Source organism: Haloarcula sp. H-hyl6 (genome assembly GCF_056934455.1).
In genome coordinates, this window is record NZ_JBRIIK010000001.1 from 40543 (window position 1) to 64252 (window position 23710).

The 23710-nt window shown below is 67.0% G+C and carries 17 protein-coding genes; 5 read left to right on the forward strand and 12 right to left on the reverse strand.

What is annotated here, in order from left to right; all coding sequences use genetic code 11:
• Positions 1–61: 61 nt before the first annotated feature.
• Together Hhyl6_RS00180 and Hhyl6_RS00185 are read left to right on the forward strand one after the other, a co-directional pair.
• The gene (locus Hhyl6_RS00180) at positions 62–2830 is read left to right on the forward strand and encodes a PAS domain S-box protein (RefSeq protein WP_483737196.1); all 2769 of its coding nucleotides are present in this window, start codon (positions 62–64) and stop codon (positions 2828–2830) included.
• A 46-nt stretch (positions 2831–2876) separates the two neighbouring features.
• Positions 2877–3389 carry a hypothetical protein gene (locus Hhyl6_RS00185; RefSeq protein ID WP_483737197.1) on the forward strand — a complete coding sequence of 171 codons (513 nt, stop codon included), beginning with the start codon at positions 2877–2879 and terminating at the stop codon, positions 3387–3389.
• On the opposite strand, the gene Hhyl6_RS00190 is transcribed toward Hhyl6_RS00185, so the two are convergent.
• The 9 genes from Hhyl6_RS00190 to Hhyl6_RS00230 all read right to left on the reverse strand — a co-directional run bounded on the left by Hhyl6_RS00190 (position 3390) and on the right by Hhyl6_RS00230 (position 12817).
• Positions 3390–4958, reverse strand: coding sequence for an AMP-binding protein (locus Hhyl6_RS00190; protein ID WP_483737198.1), 1569 nt, complete (start codon positions 4956–4958; stop codon positions 3390–3392).
• On the reverse strand, positions 4951–5754 hold the full coding sequence (locus tag Hhyl6_RS00195) for an alpha/beta fold hydrolase (RefSeq protein WP_483737199.1): 804 nt from the start codon (positions 5752–5754) through the stop codon (positions 4951–4953). Before Hhyl6_RS00195 ends, Hhyl6_RS00190 begins: the two co-directional genes overlap by 8 nt.
• 55 nt (positions 5755–5809) lie before the next feature.
• Positions 5810–6823, reverse strand: coding sequence for a 3-oxoacyl-ACP synthase (locus Hhyl6_RS00200; RefSeq protein WP_483737200.1), 1014 nt, complete (start codon positions 6821–6823; stop codon positions 5810–5812).
• The gene (locus Hhyl6_RS00205; protein ID WP_483739651.1) at positions 6820–7956 is read right to left on the reverse strand and encodes a branched-chain amino acid ABC transporter permease; all 1137 of its coding nucleotides are present in this window, start codon (positions 7954–7956) and stop codon (positions 6820–6822) included. Before Hhyl6_RS00205 ends, Hhyl6_RS00200 begins: the two co-directional genes overlap by 4 nt.
• Positions 7957–8140: 184 nt before the next feature.
• Positions 8141–9130, reverse strand: coding sequence for a branched-chain amino acid ABC transporter permease (locus Hhyl6_RS00210; protein ID WP_483737201.1), 990 nt, complete (start codon positions 9128–9130; stop codon positions 8141–8143).
• Positions 9127–9825, reverse strand: a complete 699-nt coding sequence (locus Hhyl6_RS00215; RefSeq protein WP_483737202.1) for an ABC transporter ATP-binding protein — start codon at positions 9823–9825, stop codon at positions 9127–9129. Before Hhyl6_RS00215 ends, Hhyl6_RS00210 begins: the two co-directional genes overlap by 4 nt.
• Positions 9822–10622, reverse strand: coding sequence for an ABC transporter ATP-binding protein (locus Hhyl6_RS00220; protein WP_483737203.1), 801 nt, complete (start codon positions 10620–10622; stop codon positions 9822–9824). The genes Hhyl6_RS00215 and Hhyl6_RS00220 overlap by 4 nt, the downstream gene beginning before the upstream one ends.
• 1 nt (position 10623) lies before the next feature.
• A complete protein-coding gene (locus tag Hhyl6_RS00225; protein WP_483737204.1) occupies positions 10624–12045 on the reverse strand; it encodes an ABC transporter substrate-binding protein in 1422 nt (473 codons plus the stop codon).
• A gap of 67 nt (positions 12046–12112) precedes the next feature.
• On the reverse strand, positions 12113–12817 hold the full coding sequence (locus Hhyl6_RS00230) for a helix-turn-helix domain-containing protein (RefSeq protein WP_483737205.1): 705 nt from the start codon (positions 12815–12817) through the stop codon (positions 12113–12115).
• Positions 12818–13067: 250 nt separating this feature from the next.
• On the opposite strand from Hhyl6_RS00230, the gene ppc reads away from it, so the two are divergent.
• Both ppc and Hhyl6_RS00240 read left to right on the forward strand, forming a co-directional pair.
• Positions 13068–15764: a phosphoenolpyruvate carboxylase gene (ppc, locus tag Hhyl6_RS00235; RefSeq protein ID WP_483737206.1), complete on the forward strand. Its 2697-nt coding sequence runs from the start codon at positions 13068–13070 to the stop codon at positions 15762–15764.
• A 94-nt stretch (positions 15765–15858) separates the two neighbouring features.
• Positions 15859–16308: a universal stress protein gene (locus Hhyl6_RS00240; RefSeq protein WP_483737207.1), complete on the forward strand. Its 450-nt coding sequence runs from the start codon at positions 15859–15861 to the stop codon at positions 16306–16308.
• A gap of 145 nt (positions 16309–16453) precedes the next feature.
• On the opposite strand, the gene Hhyl6_RS00245 is transcribed toward Hhyl6_RS00240, so the two are convergent.
• Genes Hhyl6_RS00245 through glpA form a run of 3 tightly spaced genes read right to left on the reverse strand, consistent with a single transcriptional unit; the run spans position 16454 to position 20809 of the window.
• Entirely contained in the window at positions 16454–17821 is a 1368-nt protein-coding gene (locus Hhyl6_RS00245) for an anaerobic glycerol-3-phosphate dehydrogenase subunit C (RefSeq protein WP_483737208.1), read from the reverse strand.
• Positions 17818–19089: a glycerol-3-phosphate dehydrogenase subunit GlpB gene (gene glpB, locus Hhyl6_RS00250; RefSeq protein ID WP_483737209.1), complete on the reverse strand. Its 1272-nt coding sequence runs from the start codon at positions 19087–19089 to the stop codon at positions 17818–17820. Before glpB ends, Hhyl6_RS00245 begins: the two co-directional genes overlap by 4 nt.
• Positions 19079–20809: an anaerobic glycerol-3-phosphate dehydrogenase subunit GlpA gene (gene glpA, locus Hhyl6_RS00255; protein WP_483737210.1), complete on the reverse strand. Its 1731-nt coding sequence runs from the start codon at positions 20807–20809 to the stop codon at positions 19079–19081. The genes glpB and glpA overlap by 11 nt, the downstream gene beginning before the upstream one ends.
• A 343-nt stretch (positions 20810–21152) precedes the next feature.
• Here glpA and Hhyl6_RS00260 point away from each other — a divergent pair, with 343 nt between their 5' ends.
• Positions 21153–23705, forward strand: coding sequence for an extracellular solute-binding protein (locus tag Hhyl6_RS00260; RefSeq protein ID WP_483737211.1), 2553 nt, complete (start codon positions 21153–21155; stop codon positions 23703–23705).
• Positions 23706–23710 lie beyond the last annotated feature (5 nt).

Genomic DNA, 23710 nt, shown 5'->3' on the forward strand with positions numbered 1-23710 from the left:
TGGTTATCAAACCGTGTACTGAGACAACACATTATTGTTGATTGCGGTGAATGTTTGTCCCATGGGTGGGCCAATCGAAGTGCTGTACGTCTGCGGCGAGGCGACACCACCCACGTCGACGGCCGGTCACCTCGAACGAGCGGACGACTCTCTCGACGTGGAGACGGCGACGACAGTCGAGGGGGCCCTCGACGCGTTGGACGGTCATCGGTACGACTGCGTCGTCTCGGCAGTCGCTCTCGCCGACGGGGACGGACTCGAACTCCTCGACGCCGTCCGGTCGGACTACGACGACCTCCCGTTCGTCCTGTTCGCCGCCGAAGGGTCTGAGGCCGTGGCGAGCGAAGCTATCTCGCTCGGAGCGACCGACTACGTCAGACGGACCGGCGACCCCGACCAGTTCGACCGCCTCCTGGCCCGGGTCCGAACCGCGGTCGAGGACTCTCGGGCCGCCAGTCCAGGCACGCAGGAGCGAGTGAGTTCCGTCGTGCGGGCGGTCAACCGCGCGCTGATTCGGGCGGATTCACGGGACGAGGTCGAGCGACGCCTCTGTGAGATACTCAGCGACGCCGACCCGTACCGGTTCGCGTGGGTCGGCCGTCCGACGGACGACGACGCCCGAATCGAACCCACGAACTGGGCGGGTGCCGACGCCGAGTATCTGGACGGACTCGTCGTGACGACCGACGAGACGGCGACCGGACTGGGGCCCGCCGGTTCCGCGTTCCGCGAACGCCGGGTCGTCGTCTCGCAGGACGTCGCGGAGGACGAAACGTTCAACCCGTGGCGCGACGACGCACTCGACTCCGGGTTCCGCTCCGTGGCGGCGATTCCGCTGGCCTCCGAGTCCACCTGCTTCGGCGTCCTCGCGGTGTACGCCGACCGCCCGTACGCGTTCGACGCGGACGAACGGAGCCTCCTCTCGGAACTGGGCGCGGACGTCGGGCGGACGCTCCAGAGCCAACGCGACCGGCGGGAACTCGAACGGAGCAACGCCAGACTCGAAGCGCTGTTCGTCGACTCGCCGGACATGATAGGCGTCCACGACGCCGAGGGGCGGATAGTCGACGCGAACCCCGCGTTCTGCGAGGCGCTGGGATACGCTCCGGACGAACTGGTCGGTATGCGCGTCTGGGATATCGACGACGAAATCAGTCCGGCACAAGCACGCGAGGTCTGGGCGTCCCTCGACACCGGTGACCGACACGAGTTCGAGACCACCTTCTGCCGCCGCGACGGGACCACCTTCCCCGTCTCTGTTAACCTCCGTCAGATTCGCGTCGACGGCACCGACCAGTTCGTGGTGAACAGCCGTGACATCTCCGACCACGTCGAACGCCAGCGGAAACTCCAGCGTCGGTCGAAGGCGCTGACCTCGGCGACGGACGGTATGGCCATCCTCGACGAGAGCGACGAGTACGTCTTCGTGAATCAGGCCCACGCCGACGTCTACGGATACGACGACCCGGAACAGCTTCTCGGAGAGAGCTGGCGGCTGTGTTACACGACGGCGGAAGCCGAGCGGTTCGAGCGCGAGGTGTTCCCCCACCTGCGCGAGGACGGTGAGTGGCTCGGCGAGGCCACCGGACTGCGGGCTGACGGCCGGACGTTCCCACAGGAGGTGTCGTTGACTCGTCTCGACGACGGCGGACTCATCTGCGTCGTGCGCGACGTCACCGAGCGAAAGGAGAACGTGCGGAAACTCGAAGAGGTACAACGTCGCACCCAGATGTTGATGACGACGCGGACGGTCGAAGAGACCGGGAACGTCGCCGTGGAGACGGCGCAGGACGTCCTCGACGCCGAACTCAGCGGCTATCACGCCCTCAGCGAGGACGGCCAGCGACTTCGACTGCTGACCGAGACCAACCCTATCGAAGCGGCGTTCGAGCAGGGCCGGACGTACGACCGAACGAGCGACGACCCGGTAGACGCCGTCGTGTGGGAGGTGTTCGACGCCAGCGAACCGCTCTACGTGCAGGACTGCACCGAACACGACCGACTCGCGGGGAACACGCCGTCGAAGAGCGCCATCGTGTATCCGGTCGCCGACCACGGCGTGTTCATCGTCTCGGCCACCGAACGGAACGCCTTCGACGAGACGGACAGAGCCATCGTCGACATCCTCGCCTCGACGCTCGCCGTGGCGCTCCAGCGCGTCGAACGGGAGTCGCTCCTCCGAGAGCGGGAGGACGAACTCACCCGGCAGAACGAGCGACTGGAGGAGTTCGCGAGCGTCGTGAGCCACGACCTGCGCAACCCCTTGACCGTCCTCGAAGGGTCGCTGGAACTGGCCGCGGAGACGGGCGACGCCGAACACTTCGAGCGAAGCCGACGGGCGCTCGACCGCATGCAGCAACTCGTCGAAGACCTGCTGTCGCTGGCGAGACACGGGCAACGAGTCGAGGAGACGGAGGTCGTCGACGTCGGAGTGCTGGCCGGCGACTGCTGGCGGAACGTCGCGACCGGCGAGGCGTCGCTCCACGTCGAGCGGACGGTCCGCCTCCGTGCCAGCGAAAGCCGACTCAAGCAACTGCTCGAGAACCTGTTCCGCAACAGCGTCGAGCACGGTAGCGAGGCGATAGCGGTAACCGTCGGGCCCCTCGACGGCGACGCCGGCTTCTACGTCGAGGACGACGGCCCGGGGATTCCGCCCTCCGAACGCGAGCGGGTGTTCGAGAGCGGGTACTCGAACAACTCGGAGGGGACCGGGTTCGGTCTCGCAATCGTGGCCCGCATCGCGGCCGCACACGACTGGTCCGTCGAGCTAAACGCGAGCGATGCCGGCGGCGCGCGGTTCGAGTTCAGCGGCGTCGAACTCGTCGAGTGAGCGTGCGCCGACAGTCACATATCACGCCGGAGCGAACCCACGCCCCGTGTCGCCCGCCCCGCTCGCTGCCCTCTCGAACGGACTCGTCACGCTCGCCGTGGGTCCGGGCATCCTCCTCCACGAGTACGCCCACTACGCCGCGTGTAGACTCGTCGGCGTGGCCGTCCTGCGACCGCCGGCGCTCCGCCCGTTCGAAGACGACGCGGTCCTCGAACACGAGGCGGTGTCGGCGTTCGGCCCCGACTTCGCCATCGCGGTCGCACCGTTCGTCTCGAACTCGCTGCTCGCGTTCGCGTGTTTCGCGGCCACGGACGCTCTCACTGGAGCGCCGCGGTGGGTGTTACTCTGGTTGGGAATCGCGTTCGGGTTCACGTCGTTCCCCAGCGACGCCGACACGGCGACGCTGTTCGAGACCGTCGAGACGCTCCCCGCGGCAGTCAGGCCGTTCGGCTACGTGCTGGCTGCGCCGGTCCGGGCGGCGTCGTGGTCGACGACGGTCGCCGGCGTCCTCACCTTCGCGTGGACGAGCGCCCTGTTCACCGCGAGCGTCGCCGCGTAGTCACTCGCCGAACCGGTCGGTGACGGTCTGGCGGTCTATCTTCTCCGGTCCGCTCGTCGGCATCTCGTCGACGAACGCGAGGTGGTGTGGGTGTTTGAAGCGGGCGAGGCGTCCGTCGAGGAACGAGCGCAGGTCGGAGAGCGACACCTCCTCTGCGCCGGCCGACAGTTCGACCACTGCCTTTCCGACCTGCCCCCACTGGTCGTCGGGGACCGGGACGACGACGACTTCGGCGACGGCGTCGTGGTCGGCGATGGCGTCCTCCACCTCGGCGGGGTAGACGTTCTCCCCACCGCTGACGAACATCTCCTTCTTCCGTCCCTCGATGTGGTAGTAGCCGTCCTCGTCCACTCGGGCGAGGTCACCCGTGGCGACCCACCCGGACCCGAACGTCGCTTCGGTCTCCTCGGGGTCGTCGAGATAGCCGTCGGCGGCGTGGGGCGAGCGCAGTTGGAGTTCGCCGATAGCGCCCGGGTCGACCGGTTCGCCCTCCGCTACGACTCTGGCGTCCACGTGCATCGCCGGCGTGCCGACGGCGTCGGCCTTCTCGCGGGGCCACCCCTCGGGCATCGCGAAGTTGTTGGGACCGCACTCGGTGAGGCCGTAGCCCTGCGAGAGGTCGACGCCGCGGTCCCACCACGCCTCCATCACTGACTGGCGACAGGGCCCGCCGCCGGACTTGACGAACCGCAACGTCGAGAGGTCGGTCTCCGCCCATCGTTCGTGCTCGGTCATCATCCGCAGGACGGCCGGCACCGCCACCAGCACGGACCCGCCTTCCTCGGCTATCACCCGGAGCAACTGGCCGGGGTCGAACTCCCGGGCGACGACGACTGTGCCGCCCATGTGCCAGAGGGGGACCGTGACGACGTTCCACCCGCCCGTGTGGAACATCGGGAACACCATCGGCGTCACGTCGTCGTCGCGCAGGCCCCACGCGGTGATGGTGTTGACCGAGTTCCAGACGACCCCGCGGTGGGTGACGACCGTCTCCTTGGGCGTCCCCGTCGACCCGCCGGTGTGGAGCAAGAGGTGGGGGTCCTCGGGGGAGAGGGTGGCCGTCTCCACGCGGGAGTCGTCGTCTGGAAGCGACGCACCGTAGGTCGGCACGTCGACGCGGCTCTCGTCTCCGGTCCCGTCGTCCGTCTCCACGGCCAGCACGTCCGTATCGAGGCCGGACACCTCGTCCAGCGCATCGCGCACGTCCCCCAGAAACGGCGTCTCGACGACCACGAGTTCGGGCGTCACGCGGTCGAGCAGTTCGCCCAGTTCCGGCGGTGCGAGACGGTGTGAGAGCGGTGCGAGGACGCCACCGGTCTTCCCCGTGGCGAAGAACAGGTCCACGAACGCTGGCCGGTTGCGCGAGACGACGGCGACGCGCCCGCCCGCTGTGACCCCGTACTCGCGGAGGAGGCGTGCGGTCCGGTTCGCCCGGCGGTCGAGGTCGGCGTACGTGTATCGCTCGCCCGTCGTCGCGTCCACGAGGCCCTCGCGGTCCGGCGTCAGCGCGGCGCGCTTCTCGCTCCACGCGCCGACCCACGCCTGCGGGCCGCTGGCGAACTCAGACATCGGCCAAGAACCCCGTCAGGAGGTCGTTCACGTCGTCGGCCCGTTCGAGGAACAGGAGGTGGGGTGCCCCCTCGACGGCGACGAACTCGGCGTCGGGCAGGCGCTCGGCCAGCAGTTCGCCGTTCTCGAACGGGACGACCCGGTCGGCAGTGCCGTGGAGGACGAGCGCCGGGACCCGAATCTCGCCTAGCCGGTCGGAGACGTCGAATTCGGCGACGGCCGCGCCCTGCCACTCCCGAGCCCGGTCGCTGGCGTCGCTGTCGAGTCGCCAACCCACGATACGCTCTATCAGGTCCGGGTTCTCGTCGGCGAACTCCTCGGTCAGCGCGGGGGCCATCTTGTGCCGGATGGCCTCGCGTTCGTCGTACTCCTCGGGCACGGCGTACATCCGCTCTCGGGTCTCCTCCGGGACGGGGACTGCGTCGGGGCCGCCGGGCGACGTACACATGAGCGTCAGCGACTCGGCCCGGTCGTCGTCCAGTGCGAACCGCTGTGCAATCATCCCGCCCATGCTCGCGCCGACGACGTGGGCCGATTCGACGCCGGCGTCGTCGAGGACGGCCGAGAGGTCGCTCGCCATCGCTTCGACGGTGTACGGTCCCTCTGGTTCGCTCGATTCGCCGGTGCCGCGGTTGTCCCACAGAATCGTGTCGTACTCGTCGACGACGGCGCGACGGGTCCAGCGCCACATCCATCGGCCGTACCCCAACCCCTCGACGAACACCACCGTCTCAGCGTCGGTGGGGCCCTCGCGCTCGTAGGCGAGGCGGACGCCGTCGTTGTACGCGTCTGGCATACAGTAGGGTAGTCACGGAACCCCTTTCAAGGGGGACGTTACCATGTGAACGTCGTCAGTCACGCCACTCCAGCACCGAGGCCGCCCACGTGTAGCCGGTGCCGGCGGCGAGACAGAGGACCACGTCGCCGTCGGTCAGGTCCTCGCGGACCGCGTCCAGCGCCAGCCCTTGGTCACAGCTCTGGACGTGGCCGTACTCCTCCAGATACAGGTGCTCGTCCGGACCGAGTCCGAAATCCGCACACAGCGTCTCGTGGAACGACCGCTTCATGTGGGTGATGGCCGCGAAGTCGATGGCCTCGCGGTCGTATCCCGACCGGTCGAGGGCCTCGTCCGCCACCTGTCTGAAGTTCGGCAGACTGACCGCGGCGAGACGGCGCTTCATCCGCTCGTGGTCGGGGACCCGGAGGGTGTGGTCGCCGTCCGCGACGGAGGCTTCGCTCGGCGGCCGACGGGTCCCGCCGGCCGGCATAATCACGTCCTCGCTGAAACTCCCGTCCGTCAGCGAAGCGCTCTCGCGGACCCGGGCGAGCGCGCGGTCGGGTGCATCCGCTTCGAGGACCAGCGCCGTCGCGCCGCTCCCGAAGTTGAACATGAACGAGGTGTCGGGGTCCGTGTAGTCCACGAGGTCCTCCTCGCGGCTGGCCGCTACGAGGAGAATCCGGTCGAGGCCGGGGTCGGCCTCGATGAGCGCCTTGGCCTCCCGAACCGCGACGGGCAGGCCGGCACACAGCGCGTAACTCTCGGTCGCCGACGCGCCGTCCGCCCCGAGGCTGTCGGCGACGGCCGCGGCGGCGTTCCAGACGACGTAGTCCTTGAACTCGCTCCCGTGGTAGCGCACGGCGTCGAGTTCGTCGGGTCGGAGGGCCGCGTCAGCGAGAGCGTCTTCGGCGGCGGCGACGCACATCTCCGCCGGGTGGTCTTCGTCAGGGGGACAGACGTGTTTCTGCGTGACGCCCATCTTCTCGACGAGGACGTCCTCCGGGATGGCGCTCCGGGAGGCTATGTCCGCACCTGTGAGGACGACGTCCGGGAGGTACGTCCCGAGGCCGGTGACGTGGACGGTCACTGGTCGTCACCTCCAGTCGCGTCCTCGGTCGTAGCCCCTTCGGCCGCCCCGTCACCGAACCGGGCGGTCGACACCTCCGCGAGGGTGCCGCCGACGCGCTGTCGGACGGTGCCGAGCAACCCGTCGGGGACGTAGAGGACGAACAGGACGAAGACGATGCCGACGTAGAGGCTCGCGTGGCCGTTGAGGAGCGTGTCGATTAGCACACCGAGACTCGTGTCGCCGACGACGGGCGTCGACAGCGTCTCCTCGCCGAGACCGGCCCGGAGGTAGGGGAGGAGACCGCCGCCCTGTCCAGACTTCGAGAGGAACTCCCGGACCGTCTCGTCGAACAGGCGACCGAACAGGGGGCCGGCCAGCGTCCCGAACCCGCCGATGATGCTCGCCAGCAAGGCGTCACCGGTGGTCAGGAAGTAGAAGGAGTTCTCGGGGCTCGCAGAGCGACGGAATCCGGCGAACAGGCCGCCGGCGACGGCGGCGAAGAAGCCGCTGATGGCGAAGGCCGCCAGTTTGTACCGGTACGTGTCGTAGCCGATGGCCACGGCCCGCTCCTCGTTCTCGCGGATGGCAATCATCACGCGACCGAACGGGGAGTGGATGATGCGCTGCATGGCGAAGTAACACAGGAGGACCACCGCCCCGACGGCGTAGTACGAGACGGCGGTGCCCCCCAGTGTGTGGCCCAGCAGCGTCACCTCGTCGCCGGTCAGGATACCGATGGCGACGTTCAACTGGTCGACGCCGGGGACGCCGATTTGGAACCCCTCGGGGTGGGTTGACCCGACCGAGGGACCGTCCCGCGGGTTCCTCGCCACGTAGTCCCACCCGCGGACGAACACGTACAGCACCTGCGCGAAGCCAAGCGTAATCATCGCGAAGTAGACGCCGGAGAGGCGGAAGGAGACGAGGCCGACGACCAGTGCCAAGAGGACGGCGAGCAGACCGGCGACCAACAGCGAGACGACGAACGGCGTCCCCGGCCCCAACAGCGGCACGGCCCCGTTCGCCACGAGGATGACCGTGTACGCGCCGGTGCCGTAGAACGCCGCGTGGCCGAACGAGAGGTAGCCGGTGTAGCCGCTGACGAAGTCGAAGGACATGGCGAACACGCCGAAGTACAGCACGGCCGTCATCGTCTCCACGCCCGGAAGTAGAATCTCGGCCTCGTAGAGGGAGAGCGACTCCGCCAGCAGGTGATAGATGGAGGGGTACAGCGCCAGCAGGGACACTATCGCGACGTGAGGCAGGTGCGCGCGCAGGTACGCCGTCGGCCAGTCGAGCCCAGTCGCGGCGGCGGACTGGGTGTCGGTGTCGGTGCTAATGGCCGCCCACCTCCTCGACGCCGAACAACCCCTGTGGCCGCACGATTAGGGTGACGACCAACACGAGGAACAACATCAGTTCGGGCAGACCGGTGAACGTGATGTAGTTCTGGAACCACCACGTCATCGTCGAGTCCGTCATCCCGACGACGAGGGAGGCGACGACGGTGCCCCGGAACGTGCCGAGACCGCCGACGATGACGACGATGAACGCCGGGAGGAGCGTCTCCGCGGCCAGCGGGACGCTCGCGCCCCACGCCACGTCCCACATCAGGAGGGTCCCCGCCGCGCCGGCGAGGCCGATTCCCAGCGCGAAGACGACGGTGAACACCTGTCGCACGTCGATGCCCAGCGCCGACGCCATCTCCGCGTCCTCGCTCCCGGCCCGGATGTAGAGGCCGTAGCGAGTCCGGGTCAGGAACGCCCAGATGACGGCGACTGTCAGGACGCCCAGCGCGATTTCGAAGACGGAGAGCCACCGAACGTCGATGGGGCCGAGGGCGGCCGGTTCGCGGAGCACCTGCGGCTTGGTCGCGAGCGCCGCGTTCCAGTCCGAGAGCGGTTGCATCCCGTACAGGCCGAGGACGATGCGTACCACCTCGTCGACGACGAGGGTGAGCCCGAACGTGAGCAGAATCTGGTAGATGGGCGGCCGGTCGTACAGCGGCCGGATGAGCGTCGTCTCGATTGCGCCGCCGACCAGCGCCAACGCGCCGAAGACGACGACGATGGCGACGAAGAACAGGCCGAGGCGGCCGACCAGTCCCGTGGACTGGCCGACGGTCAGCACCATGACGAGGCCGCCGAGGTACGCCCCGACCATCGTCAGCGACCCGTGGGCGAAGTTCAGCACTCCCATCAACCCGAAGATGAGCGTCAGACCGCTCGCAATCATCACGTACAGGGCTGACTTTGCCAGTCCCTGCACGACGACGCTCCCGAGTTCGGAGACGGTGAGGAAGTCCGCGAGCGTCTCCAGAATCATGCCGAGAGATACCTCCTGAACCGCTCGTCGTCGGCGCTCGCCGCGTCGGCGTCGCCGTCGTCCACGACGCGGCCGTTGTCCACGATGTAGAACCGGTCGGCGATGTCCAGCGCCAGCGGGAGGTTCTGCTCGACGAGGAGCATCGTCGCGTCCTCGCTCGCGTCGGACAGGGCTTCGGCGACGTCGGCGACGATTTGTGGCGCGAGGCCCTCGCTCGGTTCGTCGACGAGCAAGAGGTCGTTCTCGCCCACGAGGCCCCGAGCGATGGCGAGCATCTGCTGTTGCCCGCCGGAGAGGGTCCCGGCCTCCTGTCGCCGCCGCTCATCGAGGATGGGGAACGCGTCGAACGCCAGCGACAGACCGTCGTCGACGGCGTCCGCGTCCGGGATGGCCGCCCGGAGGTTCTCCTCGACGGTCAACTGCGAGAAGATTCGACGGTCCTCCGGAATCCACCCGACGCCGCGCTGGGCCACCTCGTGGGTCTCGAGGCCGACGAGGGACTCGTCGCGGAACCGTATCTCGCCCTCTCTCGGCGGCGTCAACTGGAGAATAGACCGGATCGTCGTCGTCTTGCCGACGCCGTTGCGACCGACGAGGGCGACGACTTCCCCGTCTTCGACGGACAGGTCGACCCCTTCGAGGATGTGGCTGTCCCCGTAGTAGGCGTGGACGCCGTCGAGTTCGAGGAGGCTCACGCGAGACCCCCCTCTGACTCATCGCTCTCTGCGGCGTCGTCGAGGGTCCCCGGTTCGTAGCCGCCGAGATACGCCGACTGCACGTCCGGGTTCGTCCGCACGTCCTCGGGCGGTCCGTCGGCGATGACGGCCCCCTGATGGAGGACGACGACGCGTTCGGAGACGTCCATCACGATGTCCATGTTGTGTTCGACCAGCAGGACGGCGTGGTCGGTGGCGACGTCCTCGATGAGGGTCCGCACCTCGTCGACGCTCTCCGAGGAGACGCCGGCGTTCGGTTCGTCCAGCAGGAGGACGGCCGGGTCGCCGGCGAGGGCGACGGCCACCTCCAGTTTCCGCTTGGCACCGTGACTCAGCGTGCTGGCCGCTTCGTCGGCCCGGTGGGACAGTCCCACCCGGTCGAGTTTCGCGTAGGCGCGTTCCGTGTACGCCTCGAAGTGGTCGACGTTTCGCCAGAGCGCCGTCGAGTCGTCGCCGGCGGCCTGCTCCGCGATGCGGACGTTCTCCAGCACCGTGCTGTTCGGGAAGACGTTCGTCACCTGATACGAGCGGTGAATGCCCCGCTGGGCCGTCTCGTGGGGCGAGGCGTCGGTGATGTCCTCCCACGCGTCGCCTTGCCTGAGTTCGACGGTCCCCTCGGTGGGTTCGAGCACCCCCGTCAGGAGGTTGAAGAACGTCGTCTTGCCGGCGCCGTTCGGCCCGATGAGCGAGCACAGTTCCGACCCGAGTTCGAAGTCCACGTCGTCGACGGCGACGAGGCCGCCGAACGATTTGGTCAGCCCCCGCGTCCGGAGCATGTTACAGCGAGCAACCCATCTGGTCGCTGTCTGCGGGAATCGTCGTCTCGCCCGCGTCGATGCGCGCGAGCGGTTCTCCCGGCATGATTGCCGCACCCCACTGGTCCGCCCACTCATCGGTGGTCGGGATGGGGTTGGCGACGGTCATCGCGGACCGGGCCTGATTGTTGTACCCTTGGAAGGTGTACGCGCCCTCCCCCTTGGGCGTGTCCGTGACGGTCATGCCCTTCAGGGCACCGGCGATGTCCGCGCCGGCGGTCGACCCGCCCTCGGTGATAGCCTGATGGATGGCCGACGCGCCGGTGAACATCCCCGCAGTGAACAGGTCCGGGACGACGCCGTAGGCGCTGGTGTAACTGTCGACGAACGACGCGTTGATGTCGTTGTCGTACTGGTTCCAGTGATACCGGGTGGTGAACGGCCCGAGTTGGGAGTTCTGAATCTTCTCCTGCGTCAGCGGTTCGCCCAGCACGTTCTGCATCGTCCCGCCGACGACGCTGTTGGTGATGCGCGTGGCGAACCCGCCGAAGACGCGGTAGGAGTACTCCCCCGAGAGGAAGGCGTTGAACATGCTCGGGAGCGTGGCGACGGTGAACCCGCCGACGACGCCCTCCGCGCCGGCCTCCTCGGCGTTGTCCAGCAGTCCCTCCCACTCGGCGTAGCCGCTCTCGACGAACCGCTTGCCGACTATCTCGACGCCCTCGGCTTCGAGGACTGCCTGATAGTTGTTCACGACGGCCCGGCCGAAGGAGTAGTCCGCGCCGAAGAGATACACCTTCGAGACGTCCGTCTCGGTGGCGACGTACTTCCCGCCCGAGCGAGCGTCCATCGCGGTGTTCTCGCTGGCGCGGAACACGAGGTCGCTGCACGTCTCGCTGTTGGACGTGATGCCCGCCGACGCCGCGGGCCCTATCATTATCGGGACGTTGACCTGACTGACGACGTTGCTGACCACCCGGCCGGCGGCCCCGGACGAGGTACACCCAGCCAGCATGTCCACCTCCTGATTCTCGACGAGGTTCGTGGCCGCCGTCTGAGCGGTGTCGGCCGCGAACTCGGAGTCCCGGACGTACAGCGTGTACTCCACGTCACCGACGGTCATCGATAGTTCGCCGGTGCTCGGGTCCGCGGGCGGGTCCTCGCCGGCCTTGTACGCGAGGCCGGAGAGGAACCCCCAGAGCGACTGCTGACCGTAGTAGGACAGGTCCCCGGACAGCGGTTGAAGCATCCCGATGGTGACCGATTGCGTGCTGTCCGACCCGTCGCCAGTGGAAGTGCCGTCGTCTGTCATGTTCGAACCACCGTCTCCGCCATCGCCACCGTCTCCACCGTCGCTCCCGTCTTCGTTTACGCACCCGCTGAGGGCGGCGATGCCGACCCCGAGCGACCCGAGTACGCGTCGTCGTGATACGTGGTCTCGCATACGGGGATACCTACACGAACGATGACCATAGTGGCCGACGTTAACATGTTAACGGCGACGCGACCGCTCAAGAGTCGATGTCGTCCAGCGCCTCGACCGCTCGCTCTATCATCTTGCGCTCGCCGCGCCTGAGGTTCTTCGAGACCGCCGGCTTCGAGACGCCGAACTCGTCGGCGAGCGACCCCAGCGTGGTGTCACGGGGGCTCTCGAAGTACCCCGAGGAGACGGCCCGTTCCAGCGTCTCGCGCTCGGTGTCGGAGAGGTCACGGCACCCCTCCACCAGCGTCATCGCGGCCCCGGCGTTGCGGACGACGTCCTGCAGTCGAGGGAGCGTCTCGACGGAGCGTTCGATGACGTCGAACTCGTTGTCGCGGTCCAGTTCCGAGAGGGTGTCGTCGGCGTCTCTGCCTCTATCGAAGCCGACGTGCCACACCTCGCTCCCGGCCTCGATGTGGAACGGCCCGGTGATGTACCCACCGTTGTTCCGAATCGTCTGCATCGCCGCCGTCTCCTCGATGACCGTCCGTATGTGTGCCACCTCCCCTTGCCGGCGGAGCAGCGATACGTCGTTCATGTTGGCGTGGTCCCGTAGCGTCGCGAGTCCGGTGTCCAGTACGTCACGGTCGTCCGCCTCGACGACCATCCGCGTCTCCAGTTCGCGCTGGGCGCTGTCGAAGTCCCAGTGGACCGCCGCGAAGGCCACACCATGGTCTGCCGTCGTGTCGATGAACGGACAGTCGTACTGCTCCATGTCCATGGCGATGTCAATCATGAGATAGCTCCGCTACGTTACATCCTCACCTCCATAATTATAAATGATTCTTCCCTCGTGTGAACTTTCCGTGGCCGAGAGGCCGGGTCGAGTGGCGACACGCTGTTCGATACGCCGCCACGTACCCCGCTGTAATCGTCATCGAGAGACGCCCTCTGTCCCGGTTCTGTCACGAACGAACACGGACGACGGGAGCCGTGTGCCACCCCGTTTCAATAGTGTTTTAGGCCTCCACTCGGGAGGGACTGGTATGACTTTGCACGCCAGAGAGATTAATCAGGACGTCCGGGAGTTGGGCGAACTCCTCGGGGACGTCCTGGAGGCACAGTCGTCGACCGAGGCGTTCGAAATAGTCGAGCGCATCCGGACGTCGTCTATCGAGTACCGCCGCGGCGACGCCGACACCCGAGACGAGGTCGGCCAGACGCTCGACCGTCTGAACCCGGAGATGCAGGACATCGTCGCCCGCGCGTTCACGACCTACTTCGAACTCATCAACCTCGCGGAGGAGCGCCAGCGAGTCCGCGAGATTCGCGAGGGGAGTCAGGAGGGCGTCCTCGAAGACAGCGTGGTCGATGCCGTCAGGAAACTCTCGGACCGCGATGCGGACGCCGACGAGGTCGAGGACGTTCTCGACGACGTCCTCATCCAACCGACGTTCACGGCCCACCCGACCGAGGCCCGGCGGAAGACGGTGAAGGCGAAGCTTCGCTCGGTCGCACAGGACCTCGAAACGCTGGACGAGGTCCGACTGACCGACCGGGAGGAGACCCGGGTCGAACGGGACCTCTCCGCAGAGGTCACCAGTCTCTGGCAGACGCCGCAGGTTCGCGACCGACGCCCCGAAGTCACCGACGAAGCCCTCAACGTCCAGTGGTACCTCGAAAACGTCCTCTTCGACGTCATCGACGAGGTGTACGACGAACTCGAACGCGCCATCGACGAGGAGTACGAGGGCGACGTCGACGTCCCGCGCCTGTACGAGTTCCGCTCGTGGGCCGGGTCTGACCGAGACGGCAACCCCTTCGTCACGCCGGAGGTCACCGAGGAGACGCTGGAACGACAGCGCGACACGATTCTGCCGCTCTACCGCGACCGTCTGAAATCCCTCTCCGGCGTGCTGAGTCAGGACGCCTCGAACATCTCGACCGACGACGCCTTCGACGAGCGCCTGAGCGACCACAAGGACCGCCTTCCCGGCGTCGCGTCCGAGGCCGAGGAGCGCTACCCCGACGAACCCTACCGCCAGAAGCTCAAACTGATGCGCGAGTCGGTCCTGCGCGTCAGCGACGTTCGACAGGGCGGCTACGAAGGTCCCGAGGAACTGCTGAAGGACCTGCGGACCATCGCCGACAGCCTCCGTGACAACGACGCCGAGGTCATCGCGGAGTCCCACGTCGACCCGCTGATTCGGAAGGTCGACACCTTCGGCTTCTCGCTGGCCAGCCTCGACCTGCGCGACCACCGGAAGATGCACACCGACGCCATCGCGGAGGCCGTCGACCGGCAGGGCATCGACTACGCCGGGATGGACGAGGACGAACGCGTCGAGTTCCTCACCGAGGCCATCCTGCAGGACGGCACCGTCGTCGACATGGAGGACACCGAGGGTCTCTCGGACGACTCGACCCGCGTCCTCCGCCGGTTCCGCGAGACGGCAGACTGGCAGAACGAGTTCGGCGTCGACGCCATCGACACCTACGCGATTAGCTGGTGCGAGGAGTCCAGCCACGTGCTCGAAGTGCTGTTCCTCGCCGACCAGGTGGGCATCGTCGACCTGCCCGGGTACTGCGGACTGGACATCGTCCCGCTGCTGGAGTCGGAGTACGCCCTCTCCGGCGCCCGCCGCATCATGGGGACGCTGTTCGAGAACGAGGCCTACCAGATGGCGCTCGAGGCCCGCAACGGCGTGCAGGAAATCATGCTCGGCTACTCCGACTCCAACAAGGAGAACGGGTTCCTCGCCGCCAACTGGTCGCTGTACAACAACCAGAAGCGACTGGCGAACATCACCGACGATTACGACGTGGAGATGCGCCTGTTCCACGGCCGCGGCGGGTCCATCTCGCGTGGCGGCGGCCCGATGAACGACGCGATGCTCGCCCTGCCCAACGAGACGGTGACCGGCCAAATCAAGTTCACCGAGCAGGGCGAGGCCATCGCCGAGAAGTACGCCAACCACGACATCGCCGAGCGCAACTTAGAGCAGATGCTCAACGCGCAGGTCCGCGCCCGGCACAACGCCATGCACGAACCCGTCGAGGAGATTCCCGACGAGTGGCGCGACGCCATGGAGACGGCCGCTCCCGCCGCCCGTGAGGAGTACCAGGACCTGTTGGAGACGGACGGCTTCGTGGACTTCTTCGAGCAAGCGACGCCCATCACGGTCATCGAGAACCTCAACATGGGCTCTCGACCCGCCTCCCGGAGCGAGGACCGTAGCGTCGACGACCTGCGGGCCATCCCGTGGGTGTTCTCGTGGACGCAGGCCCGCTGTATCATCCCCGGTTGGTACTCCATCGCGACGGGGCTGAACGCGTACTTGGAGGACGGCGGCGACGTCGAGACGCTCCAAGAGATGTACGAGGAGTGGCCGTTCTTCCGCACGAAGATAGACAACGCGTCGCTCGCGCTCGCCCGGACGGAGATGGACATCGCCGAGCAGTACGCCGACCTCGCCGACGACGACCTGCGAGAGCGCATCTTCCCGCGCATCAAGTCCGAGTACGAGGAGACGGTCGACCTCGTCCTCGACATCACGGGCCGCGACGGTCTCCTCGCCCGTGACTGGTTGGAACAGAACCTCGAACGCCGCAACCCCTACGTGGACCCGCTGAACCTCCTGCAGGTCCGCCTACTCGCCCAGTCACACCTCACCGAGACGGAGAAGCGGACGCTCCGACTGACGGTGCAAGGTATCGCGGCGGGGATGAAGAACACCGGATAGCGGCCCAGAGAGAGCCCGTTCGGGGGTATCACTCAGTAACAACAGCAGTTGTATCTACCGAAGCATTTACTGTCGTGCCCTGTGGACACCCGCTATGGCACTTGAGAAGATTCTCCTCGCAGTGGGCCCGAACGACAAAGACCGCATCGACGAACTCGCAGAGACCGTGACCGACATCGCCGGACCCGCCGGCGCCGAAGTCGTCATCGCACACGTGTTCACCGAGGACGAGTACGAGAACGTCGTAGACCGACTGGAGTTCGCGTCCGCGGCCGAGGCCGACCCCGACGAGGTGGCCGACCGCCACACCACCGTTCGAGAACTCGAGAAACGACTCGACGAGGCGGGCCTCGAGTACAGCGTCCGCGGTGCCGTCGGCAACCACGGCGAGCAAATCGTGGACCTCGCTGAAGCGACGGCTGCCGACCTCGTCGTCGTCGGCGGCCGCAAGCGCTCGCCGACCGGCAAGGCCGTCTTCGGCTCTACGGCACAGGAAGTCATGCTCAACGCGCCGTGCCCGGTCACCTTCGTCCGCGGCGAGTAACGGAGCGGTCTCTCTCGGTTCTCTCCGGCCGGCGTCTCGTCGGCCCGGCACGTTCTGTGAATAGTCCAATCTGCCCGAAAAGTACGCTGGGACCGGCGGCGACGGGGGACCATCGAGTGGGCCCGCCGTGTGTGGTACCGCGCCGTTACTCCACTACTGCGGCCTCGACGAGTTCGAGGGGGTGACGAATCTCGTAGCCGGTGCCGTGTTCCATCTGCATCGCACAGGTGGGACACTCGGTCATCCCCGTCTGGCCCTCGGCGTGTTCCATGTGTTCGAACATCTCCTCGCCGATTTCCATGGACTTCTCGTACTTCTCTTCCTTCCAGCCGTAGGTGCCCGAGATACCGGAACAGGAGTCCCCGACGTCCTCGACGCCGACGCCGTCTAAGTCGCGGAACAGTTCGACGGCCTGCCGTTCCAGCCCCTGATTCCGGGCGTGACACGGCGCGTGGTAGGCGAACTCCTCGGCCAGTTCCCCGGAGACGTCGGCCGATTCGATTTCGCCTTTGAGGTCCTCGTGGATGCGCAGGTACTCGATGGCCTCGAAGGTGTTCGCGGCCACCTCCTCGATGCCGTCGATGTCGAACAGTTCGGGGTACTCCTGTCGGAGCGCCATCGAACAGGAGGTACACGAGGCGATGGCGTCGTACCCCTGTTCGACGAGGTCGGACATCGAGGAGACGTTGACCTCCGCGTGCCGGCGGGCGTCGTCTAACATCCCGTTGGCGAACATCGGCGTCCCCGAGCACTTCTGTTCGGGGGCGACGATTTCGTAGCCGAAGTGCTCGTAGACGTGGACCATCGCCTTGGCCACCTCCGGCGTGTTGTAGTTGGAGTAACAGCCGTGGAAGTACGCGACCTTCTTGTCGGCGTCGACGGGTTCGCCGCGCCGTTCACGGCTCTCACGAGCGTTGCGACGGGACGCGTCGGCGCCGCCCCGGTCGGCCCACCACTCGCGGAAGGTCTGCCGGGCGAACTCGGGGAAGTCGCGCTCGCTGGTGACGCCCATCGTCTTCTCCATCACCCAGCGGGCCGGCCCGAAGTTCATCGCGAAGTTCGCCAGCCGCGGGACCTTGCTCGCCAGCCACGCCGACGTGCGGTAGTTCGAGAGGATGCGGTTGCGGACGTACTCCACGGAGAGTTTGTCCATCTGCTCGCTGACGTACTCCCCGCGGGCCGTGTTGTGCATCTGGCTGAGCGGCACGCCCGACGGACACGCCGAGTCACACCGCATGCAGTTCGAACACGACATCACGGAGTCGTCTATCTCGTAGTCGTCGTCGGTCTGTTTCAGGCGCCACTGCTCCGGCCCCTGGAACTTCGGCCCGGGGAAGTCGTCGTCGACTTCCGCGACCGGACAGTTCGTGTCACAGACCGAGCACTTGTAGCAGGAGTCCGCGCCCGGTCGCAGGTCGAAGTCGTCGCTGTCGGGGAACACTTCGACCGGTTCGAAGTCCTCGCCCGTGTTCGGTTCAACTGGGTCGAAGTCTGGGGATTGTGCGTCGCTCATCGTACCTCCGCTGCGGCGCTCGTGCCCGCCGCGTAGCCTGTCGCAATCGAGACGCCGCTGCCGGACTTCTCCGCGGCGAAGTCGTAGCCACCGAGGACACTCCCGGCGGCCCGTAGGTTGTCGAACTCCACGTTCCCGTCCGCGGTCAGCGGTCGCAGGTCGTCGTCCGTCTCGATGCCGAACCCGGCGAAGGGGTGGTCGCCGAAGACGTCCGTGTCGAACCAGTCGTACCGGTCGTCGCTGTGGGGAACGTGACAGTCGAACACGGGTTCGGTCGCGCCCTCGCGGTCGGACTCGATGCCCTTCCCGACGAGACCGCCGGTCGCGAGGACGTACTGGTCGGCCGAGAGCGGGATGCGAGCGCCGTTCTTCTCCATGAAGACGCGCTCTACGCCGCCGTCGCCCTCGTAGTCGACGATGGGGTTGCCCGTCTCGAAACTCGCGCCGGCCTCGTCTAAGGCCTCGAACAGTCTGTCTTCGAGTCGGAGGCCCGGGAGCGACGGCGGCCCCATCGGGACCTCGAACACGTCGACGCCCATCTTCTCGCCGAGTGCGGCCCGGACGCCGGCGGGGTCGTCGTCCCCGAGTATGGCCGGGAAGCCGACGCGTTCCTCGTCCTCGACGAGCGGGTTGACTCGCTGGGCGAGGGCTTCGCGTGCCGGGACGTTCCGCCCGCGGACCGCGACGTCGCCGTTCGCGTCCAGCAGTTTCGCGTACCGGGTGACCTTCGCGTCGGCGCGCAGGTCACCGGGGAACCGGATGGTCTCGCCTCGCACGCCGAAGGGGACGCCGGCCGCTTTGAGATGGTCGGCGACGTGGGGCGCGTCGAAGTCGGTCATCGACTCGATGCCGACCAGCAGGGTGTCCCGGTCGTCGCTGGCGAGGCCGGCCGCCGCCCCGCGAGGGTAGCGGGCCGTCGGCTTGACCGTGCCGCCGTGGGTGGGCAGGAGGGCGTTGGTGTCGGTGTGGCCACCCTCGTAACCGCTGACCTCGTCGAACATCGCCATCGCCTCCCTGACCGTCTCGACGCCGACGGTCTGGTACGGGTGGGAGGCGGGCAGGTCCGCCATCGCGGCGTAGGGGTCGGTCAGGGGTCCCTCGCCGTCTGGCGTGTATCCGAGCAAGTCGACCAGCCCCGAGGCCTGCCGGAGCGTGCTCTGCTTGTAGGAGACGAGGCGGACGTCGGCGCCATCGCGGGCGGCCGCGAGGGCGCTCGAGAGGCCCGCGAGGCCGCCACCGACGACGAGGATTTCGGACTCAATTGCCATCCGGCGTCCCCCCGTCGGCGGCGACGTCGGCCGTCCCCGAGTCACCGGTGCGGTCGATTCCGGTGTCGAACGCCGCGAAGTCGACCGGGTCGCCGCCGGCCGGGTCGTGGTCGCGGTTCTGCGTCGTCGCGTGGAGCGCGTAGTTCAGCGCCGCCTGCGAGAGTTGCTCCCCCCAGAGGGCGTGGCGCTGCCCCTTCCATCGTTCCTGCAAGAGTTCGTCCCACGCGTCGCGGACGACGCCCTCGTCGTACTCGCCGTGGAGTTCGCTGGCCATCCGGTGCGTACAGATGCCGCCCTGACAGTTGCCCATCGAGGCGCGGGTGCGGATGCGGACGGCGTTGAGGTCCGACCCCGACTGGGAGATGGCGTCCTGAATCTCGGCGCGGGTGACGCCCTCGCACTCGCAGACCGTCGGATTCGGCCCGTCGGTCTTGAGTACCTCGTCCGCGCGGGACCCGAGGCGCTCGACGCTCCGGCGACCGATTGGCGACCGGAGGCCGAACTCGTCCATGTAGTCCCGCAGGACCGAGAAGTCCTCGCTCCCGGGGAGGGGGACGTCTGCGGTCCGGCACTCCGCGTCGATGCCGAACTTCCCGCAGACGTGGTCGGAAATCTGCTCGCCCATCATCCGGTAGGTGGTGAACTTCCCGCCGACGATGCTGGTCATGCCCGGCAGGTCGTCTCGCTCGTCGTGGTCCAGCAGGAAGAAGTCCCGCGTGATGTCCGTCGGGTCCTCGCTCCCGACGTCGGGCGGTTCGTACAGCGGTCGGACTCCCCAGAACGAGCGGATGGTGCGGGCCTCCTGCAACATCGGAATCAGTTCCGACAGGGTCTCTATCATCAGGTCGACCTCCCACTGTTCTTCGGGGTAGTCCTCCGGGTCCTCGACTTCCTCGTCCGTCGTTCCGAGGATGGCCGTCGTCTCGTGGGGGACGACGATGTCCGCGTCGCCCTTCGGCCGACAGCGGTTGATGACCGTGTCGACCTGCCGGACGTTCATGATGGTCATGACGCCCTTCGAGGGGCGGACGGCGATGTCGAGGCCGGCCATGTCGCCGATGCGGCCGGCCCACGCGCCCGTGGCGTTGACGACGTAGTCGGCGCGAATCTCCTCGGTGCCGCCCTCGGTCCCGTGGACGCGCTTGCCCGGCCCGGAGTCGTGTTCGACTTCGAGGCCGACGACTTCGCCGTCCTCGACGAGGAGGTCGGTCACCTTCGAGTGCGTCTCGATGCGCGCGCCGTGTTCCTGCGCGCTGGCGGCGTTGGCGACGACGAGACGGAAGGGGTCGATTGCGCCGTCGGGCACCGTAATCGCCTTGTCGACGTCCTTCGCGAGGTGTGGCTCCATCTGCCGGGCCTCCTCGCCGGAGACGACCTCTGCGGGGATGCCACACTCCTTACATCCCTCTAGCTTCTCTTGGAAGTACTCCTCTGAGTCCTCCGGTCGTTTGACGAACATCCCGCCGGTCATCTCGACGCAGTGGCTGGCGATGTCCCGCAGGACCCGGTTCTCTTCGATACACTCCGTGGCGCTGGCCTGGTCCGAGACAGCGTACCGACCGCCGCTGTGGAGCAAGCCGTGCATCCGGCCCGTCGTCCCGTGAGTGAGGTTCCCCTGCTCGACGAGTGTCACGTCGAGTCCCCGCATCGCGAGGTCACGGGCGATGCCCACGCCGGTCGAACCGCCACCGATGACGGCGATGTGTGGTGTCGATGCCATCTGTTATACCTGCGCTTTGGAGCGCACCCACTTTATTTTACCGTTGAACCGGGGTTCGCCAGTAAATTTTATTGGTAATCATGATTGTCTGGCGCTACCACCACGAGATTCTCACACATGGTACTGGCAAGCAACGCCCGGTGAGGGTAGCCGCCCCACTCGCACGATCCGGCGGGATTGGGACGAATAAGCGGTTCTATCGACAGTATCTATATCGGGGGAGGGCTGAATCATTGATTACTGACGGCACCCATAGCACTAGTAACTACTATATATGTTCATGTACGATAGCTGGGGTACGAGTGACCATGGGAGAGACTGTGCGAAAGAGGCGGTGGCGGCCATGAGTGGGTGGAACCCGTTTACCGACGATGCAGACGACACGCAGAGAGCGACGCAGGCGGGTACACACGAACCGGACGACGAGCGTCGAACGAACGGTGAGACGGCGGACGACCCCGTCTCCGACGGCGGGACCACCTCCGATTCTCCTCCTCCGGACGTCGACGAACACCGTTCGGACGCGTCCGCGGAGATAGCGCGTCTCGAAGACGAACTCGCGGCCGAGCGGGCCCGACGAGAGGAGTTAGAGGCCGCCGTCGAACAGTTAGCGGACGTCGCCAGCGCAAACGCGGACGGGGACCTGACGGTGACGCCGGGGTCGCCCCCGAGCGAACGCGCCGTCGTACTGTACGACGCCTACGACGACCTGCTCTCGGAGTGGCGCGAGACGGTCGAGCGGATGACCGCCTTCAGCGAACAGGTCTCCTCGGCGACCGAACGCGTCGACGACCGACTCGACAGCGTGAAGGGGTCGAGCCGAGCGGTCAGCGACGCCGTCAGCGAGATTTCGACCGGGTCGCGGACCCAGAACGAGCGGATTCAGGCCATCTCCGACGAGATGCGCAGCCTCTCGGCCACAATCGAGGAGATAGCGGCCTCCGCCAACGAGGTGGCCGACACGTCCGAGGCGGCCAGTAACCGCGGCGCGACCGCACAGACGGCCGCGAGCGAGGCGATGACGGAACTCGACCAACTCACGTCCCACGCTGCCGAGACTGCCGAGAAGGTCGAGCGGTTGAACTACCTCACGACCGAAATCGAGGACGTCGTCGAGTTCATTACGGACGTGGCGGACCAGACGAACATCCTCGCGCTGAACGCGAACATCGAGGCCGCGCGTGCGGGCGCGGAGGGCGACGGCTTCACCGTGGTCGCGAACGAGGTGAAGAACCTCGCCAGCGAGACGAAACGTGCCACCGACGAAATCGAGTCCTCTATCGACCGCGTCCACGACCACGCCGAGGCCACGGTCGAGGAGATGCACCACACCCAGAGGACCGTCGAGAGCACGCACGAAGCCGTCGAGAGGGCGCTCGGCGAACTCGACGCCGTCGTCGAACGGGTCTCGGACGTGGACGCGAGCGTGCAGGAGATAGACAGCGCCACAGATACACAGGCACAGTCCACGCAGGAGGTCGTCTCGATGATAGACGAGGTTGGGGAGATAAGCGACCGGACGGCCGGCGAGGCCGACACCGCGGCCGACGCCGCACAGGACCAGACGACGGAACTGGCGGAAGTCTCGACGCGGGTGTCCACGCTCACGGAACGAGCGGACTCCCTCGAGCAGACCCTCGACCGCTTCGAACTCGCGGGGGCGGCGACGGCCGCCAGCGCCGACCAGACGGTCGTGGAGTTCTGGCACGCGATGGGCGGCGAGAAGGCGCTGTTGCTGGAGTCCCTCGCGCGCGAGTTCGAGGCCGAGAGCGAGGACATCAGCATCTCGCTGACCTCGAAGGGGAGCTATCGGGGGACGCTGGACGCGACGCTCGACGCGGCGGCCGCCGGCAACGGTCCCGCCGTCGCACAGGTGTTCGAGATAGGCTGTACGCGCGCACGCGAGAGCGGGTACTTCAGCCCCGTCGAGGAGTTGCTCCCGGCGGACCACCTCGACTCACTGCTCGACCCGTTGACTAACTACTATCGCATGGACGGGAAGTTGCAGTCGCTCCCGTTCAACGCTTCCAATCCCGTGCTCGCGTACAACCGCGAGGCGTTCCGAACGGCGGGACTGGACCCCGACTCGCCCCCGCAGACGCTCGACGAGGTGCGCACCGCGGCCGACCGGCTCGTCTCTCGGGGCGTCACCGACTACGGCATCACCTTCGCGAACTACTCGTGGTTCGTCGAGCAGTGGTTCGCCGAGGCCGACGAACTGCTGGTGGGCAACGAGAACGGTCGCGCGGGCGTCCCGAGAACTGCGAACCTAGACGGTGCGTTCGGGCGGTCGCTACTGGAGTGGTGGGTCGGCATGGAGGCAGACGGCCTCTATCTCGACCCGGGCATCGAGGCGCGCGGCAGGGCGCGAAACGAGTTTCACGACGGGACGGCGGCGATGCTCGTCGGGTCGACGTCCTCGCTCCGGGCCATCGAATCCGGCGCGGATTTCGAGGTGGGAACCGGGATGCTCCCGGTGTTAGACGACCGAACGGGTGTCCTCGTCGGCGGCGCGTCGCTGTGGGTCAGCGACGACCTGCCGCGGGAGACGCGGGCGGCCGTGACCCGATTCCTCACGTGGCTGACCGAACCCGAGCAACAGAAACGCTGGCACCGTGAGACGGGCTACTTCCCGGTCCACGAGGCCGCGATTCCGCAACTCCGGTCTGAAGGGTGGTTCGACGAGAACCCCCACTACGCTACTGCCTTCGACCAACTCGTCGGTACCACGGATACGACGGCGACCCGCGGGGCCCAAATCGGGCCGTTCGACACGGTTCGGACGGTCATCGAGGATGGCATCGACCACGTGACGAGTGTCGAAGCCGTGGACGGCGAACTAGCGCGTATCAACGAACAGGTGGAGAAACGTCTCCGAACGTACGCCTCGAAGTGAGAGAA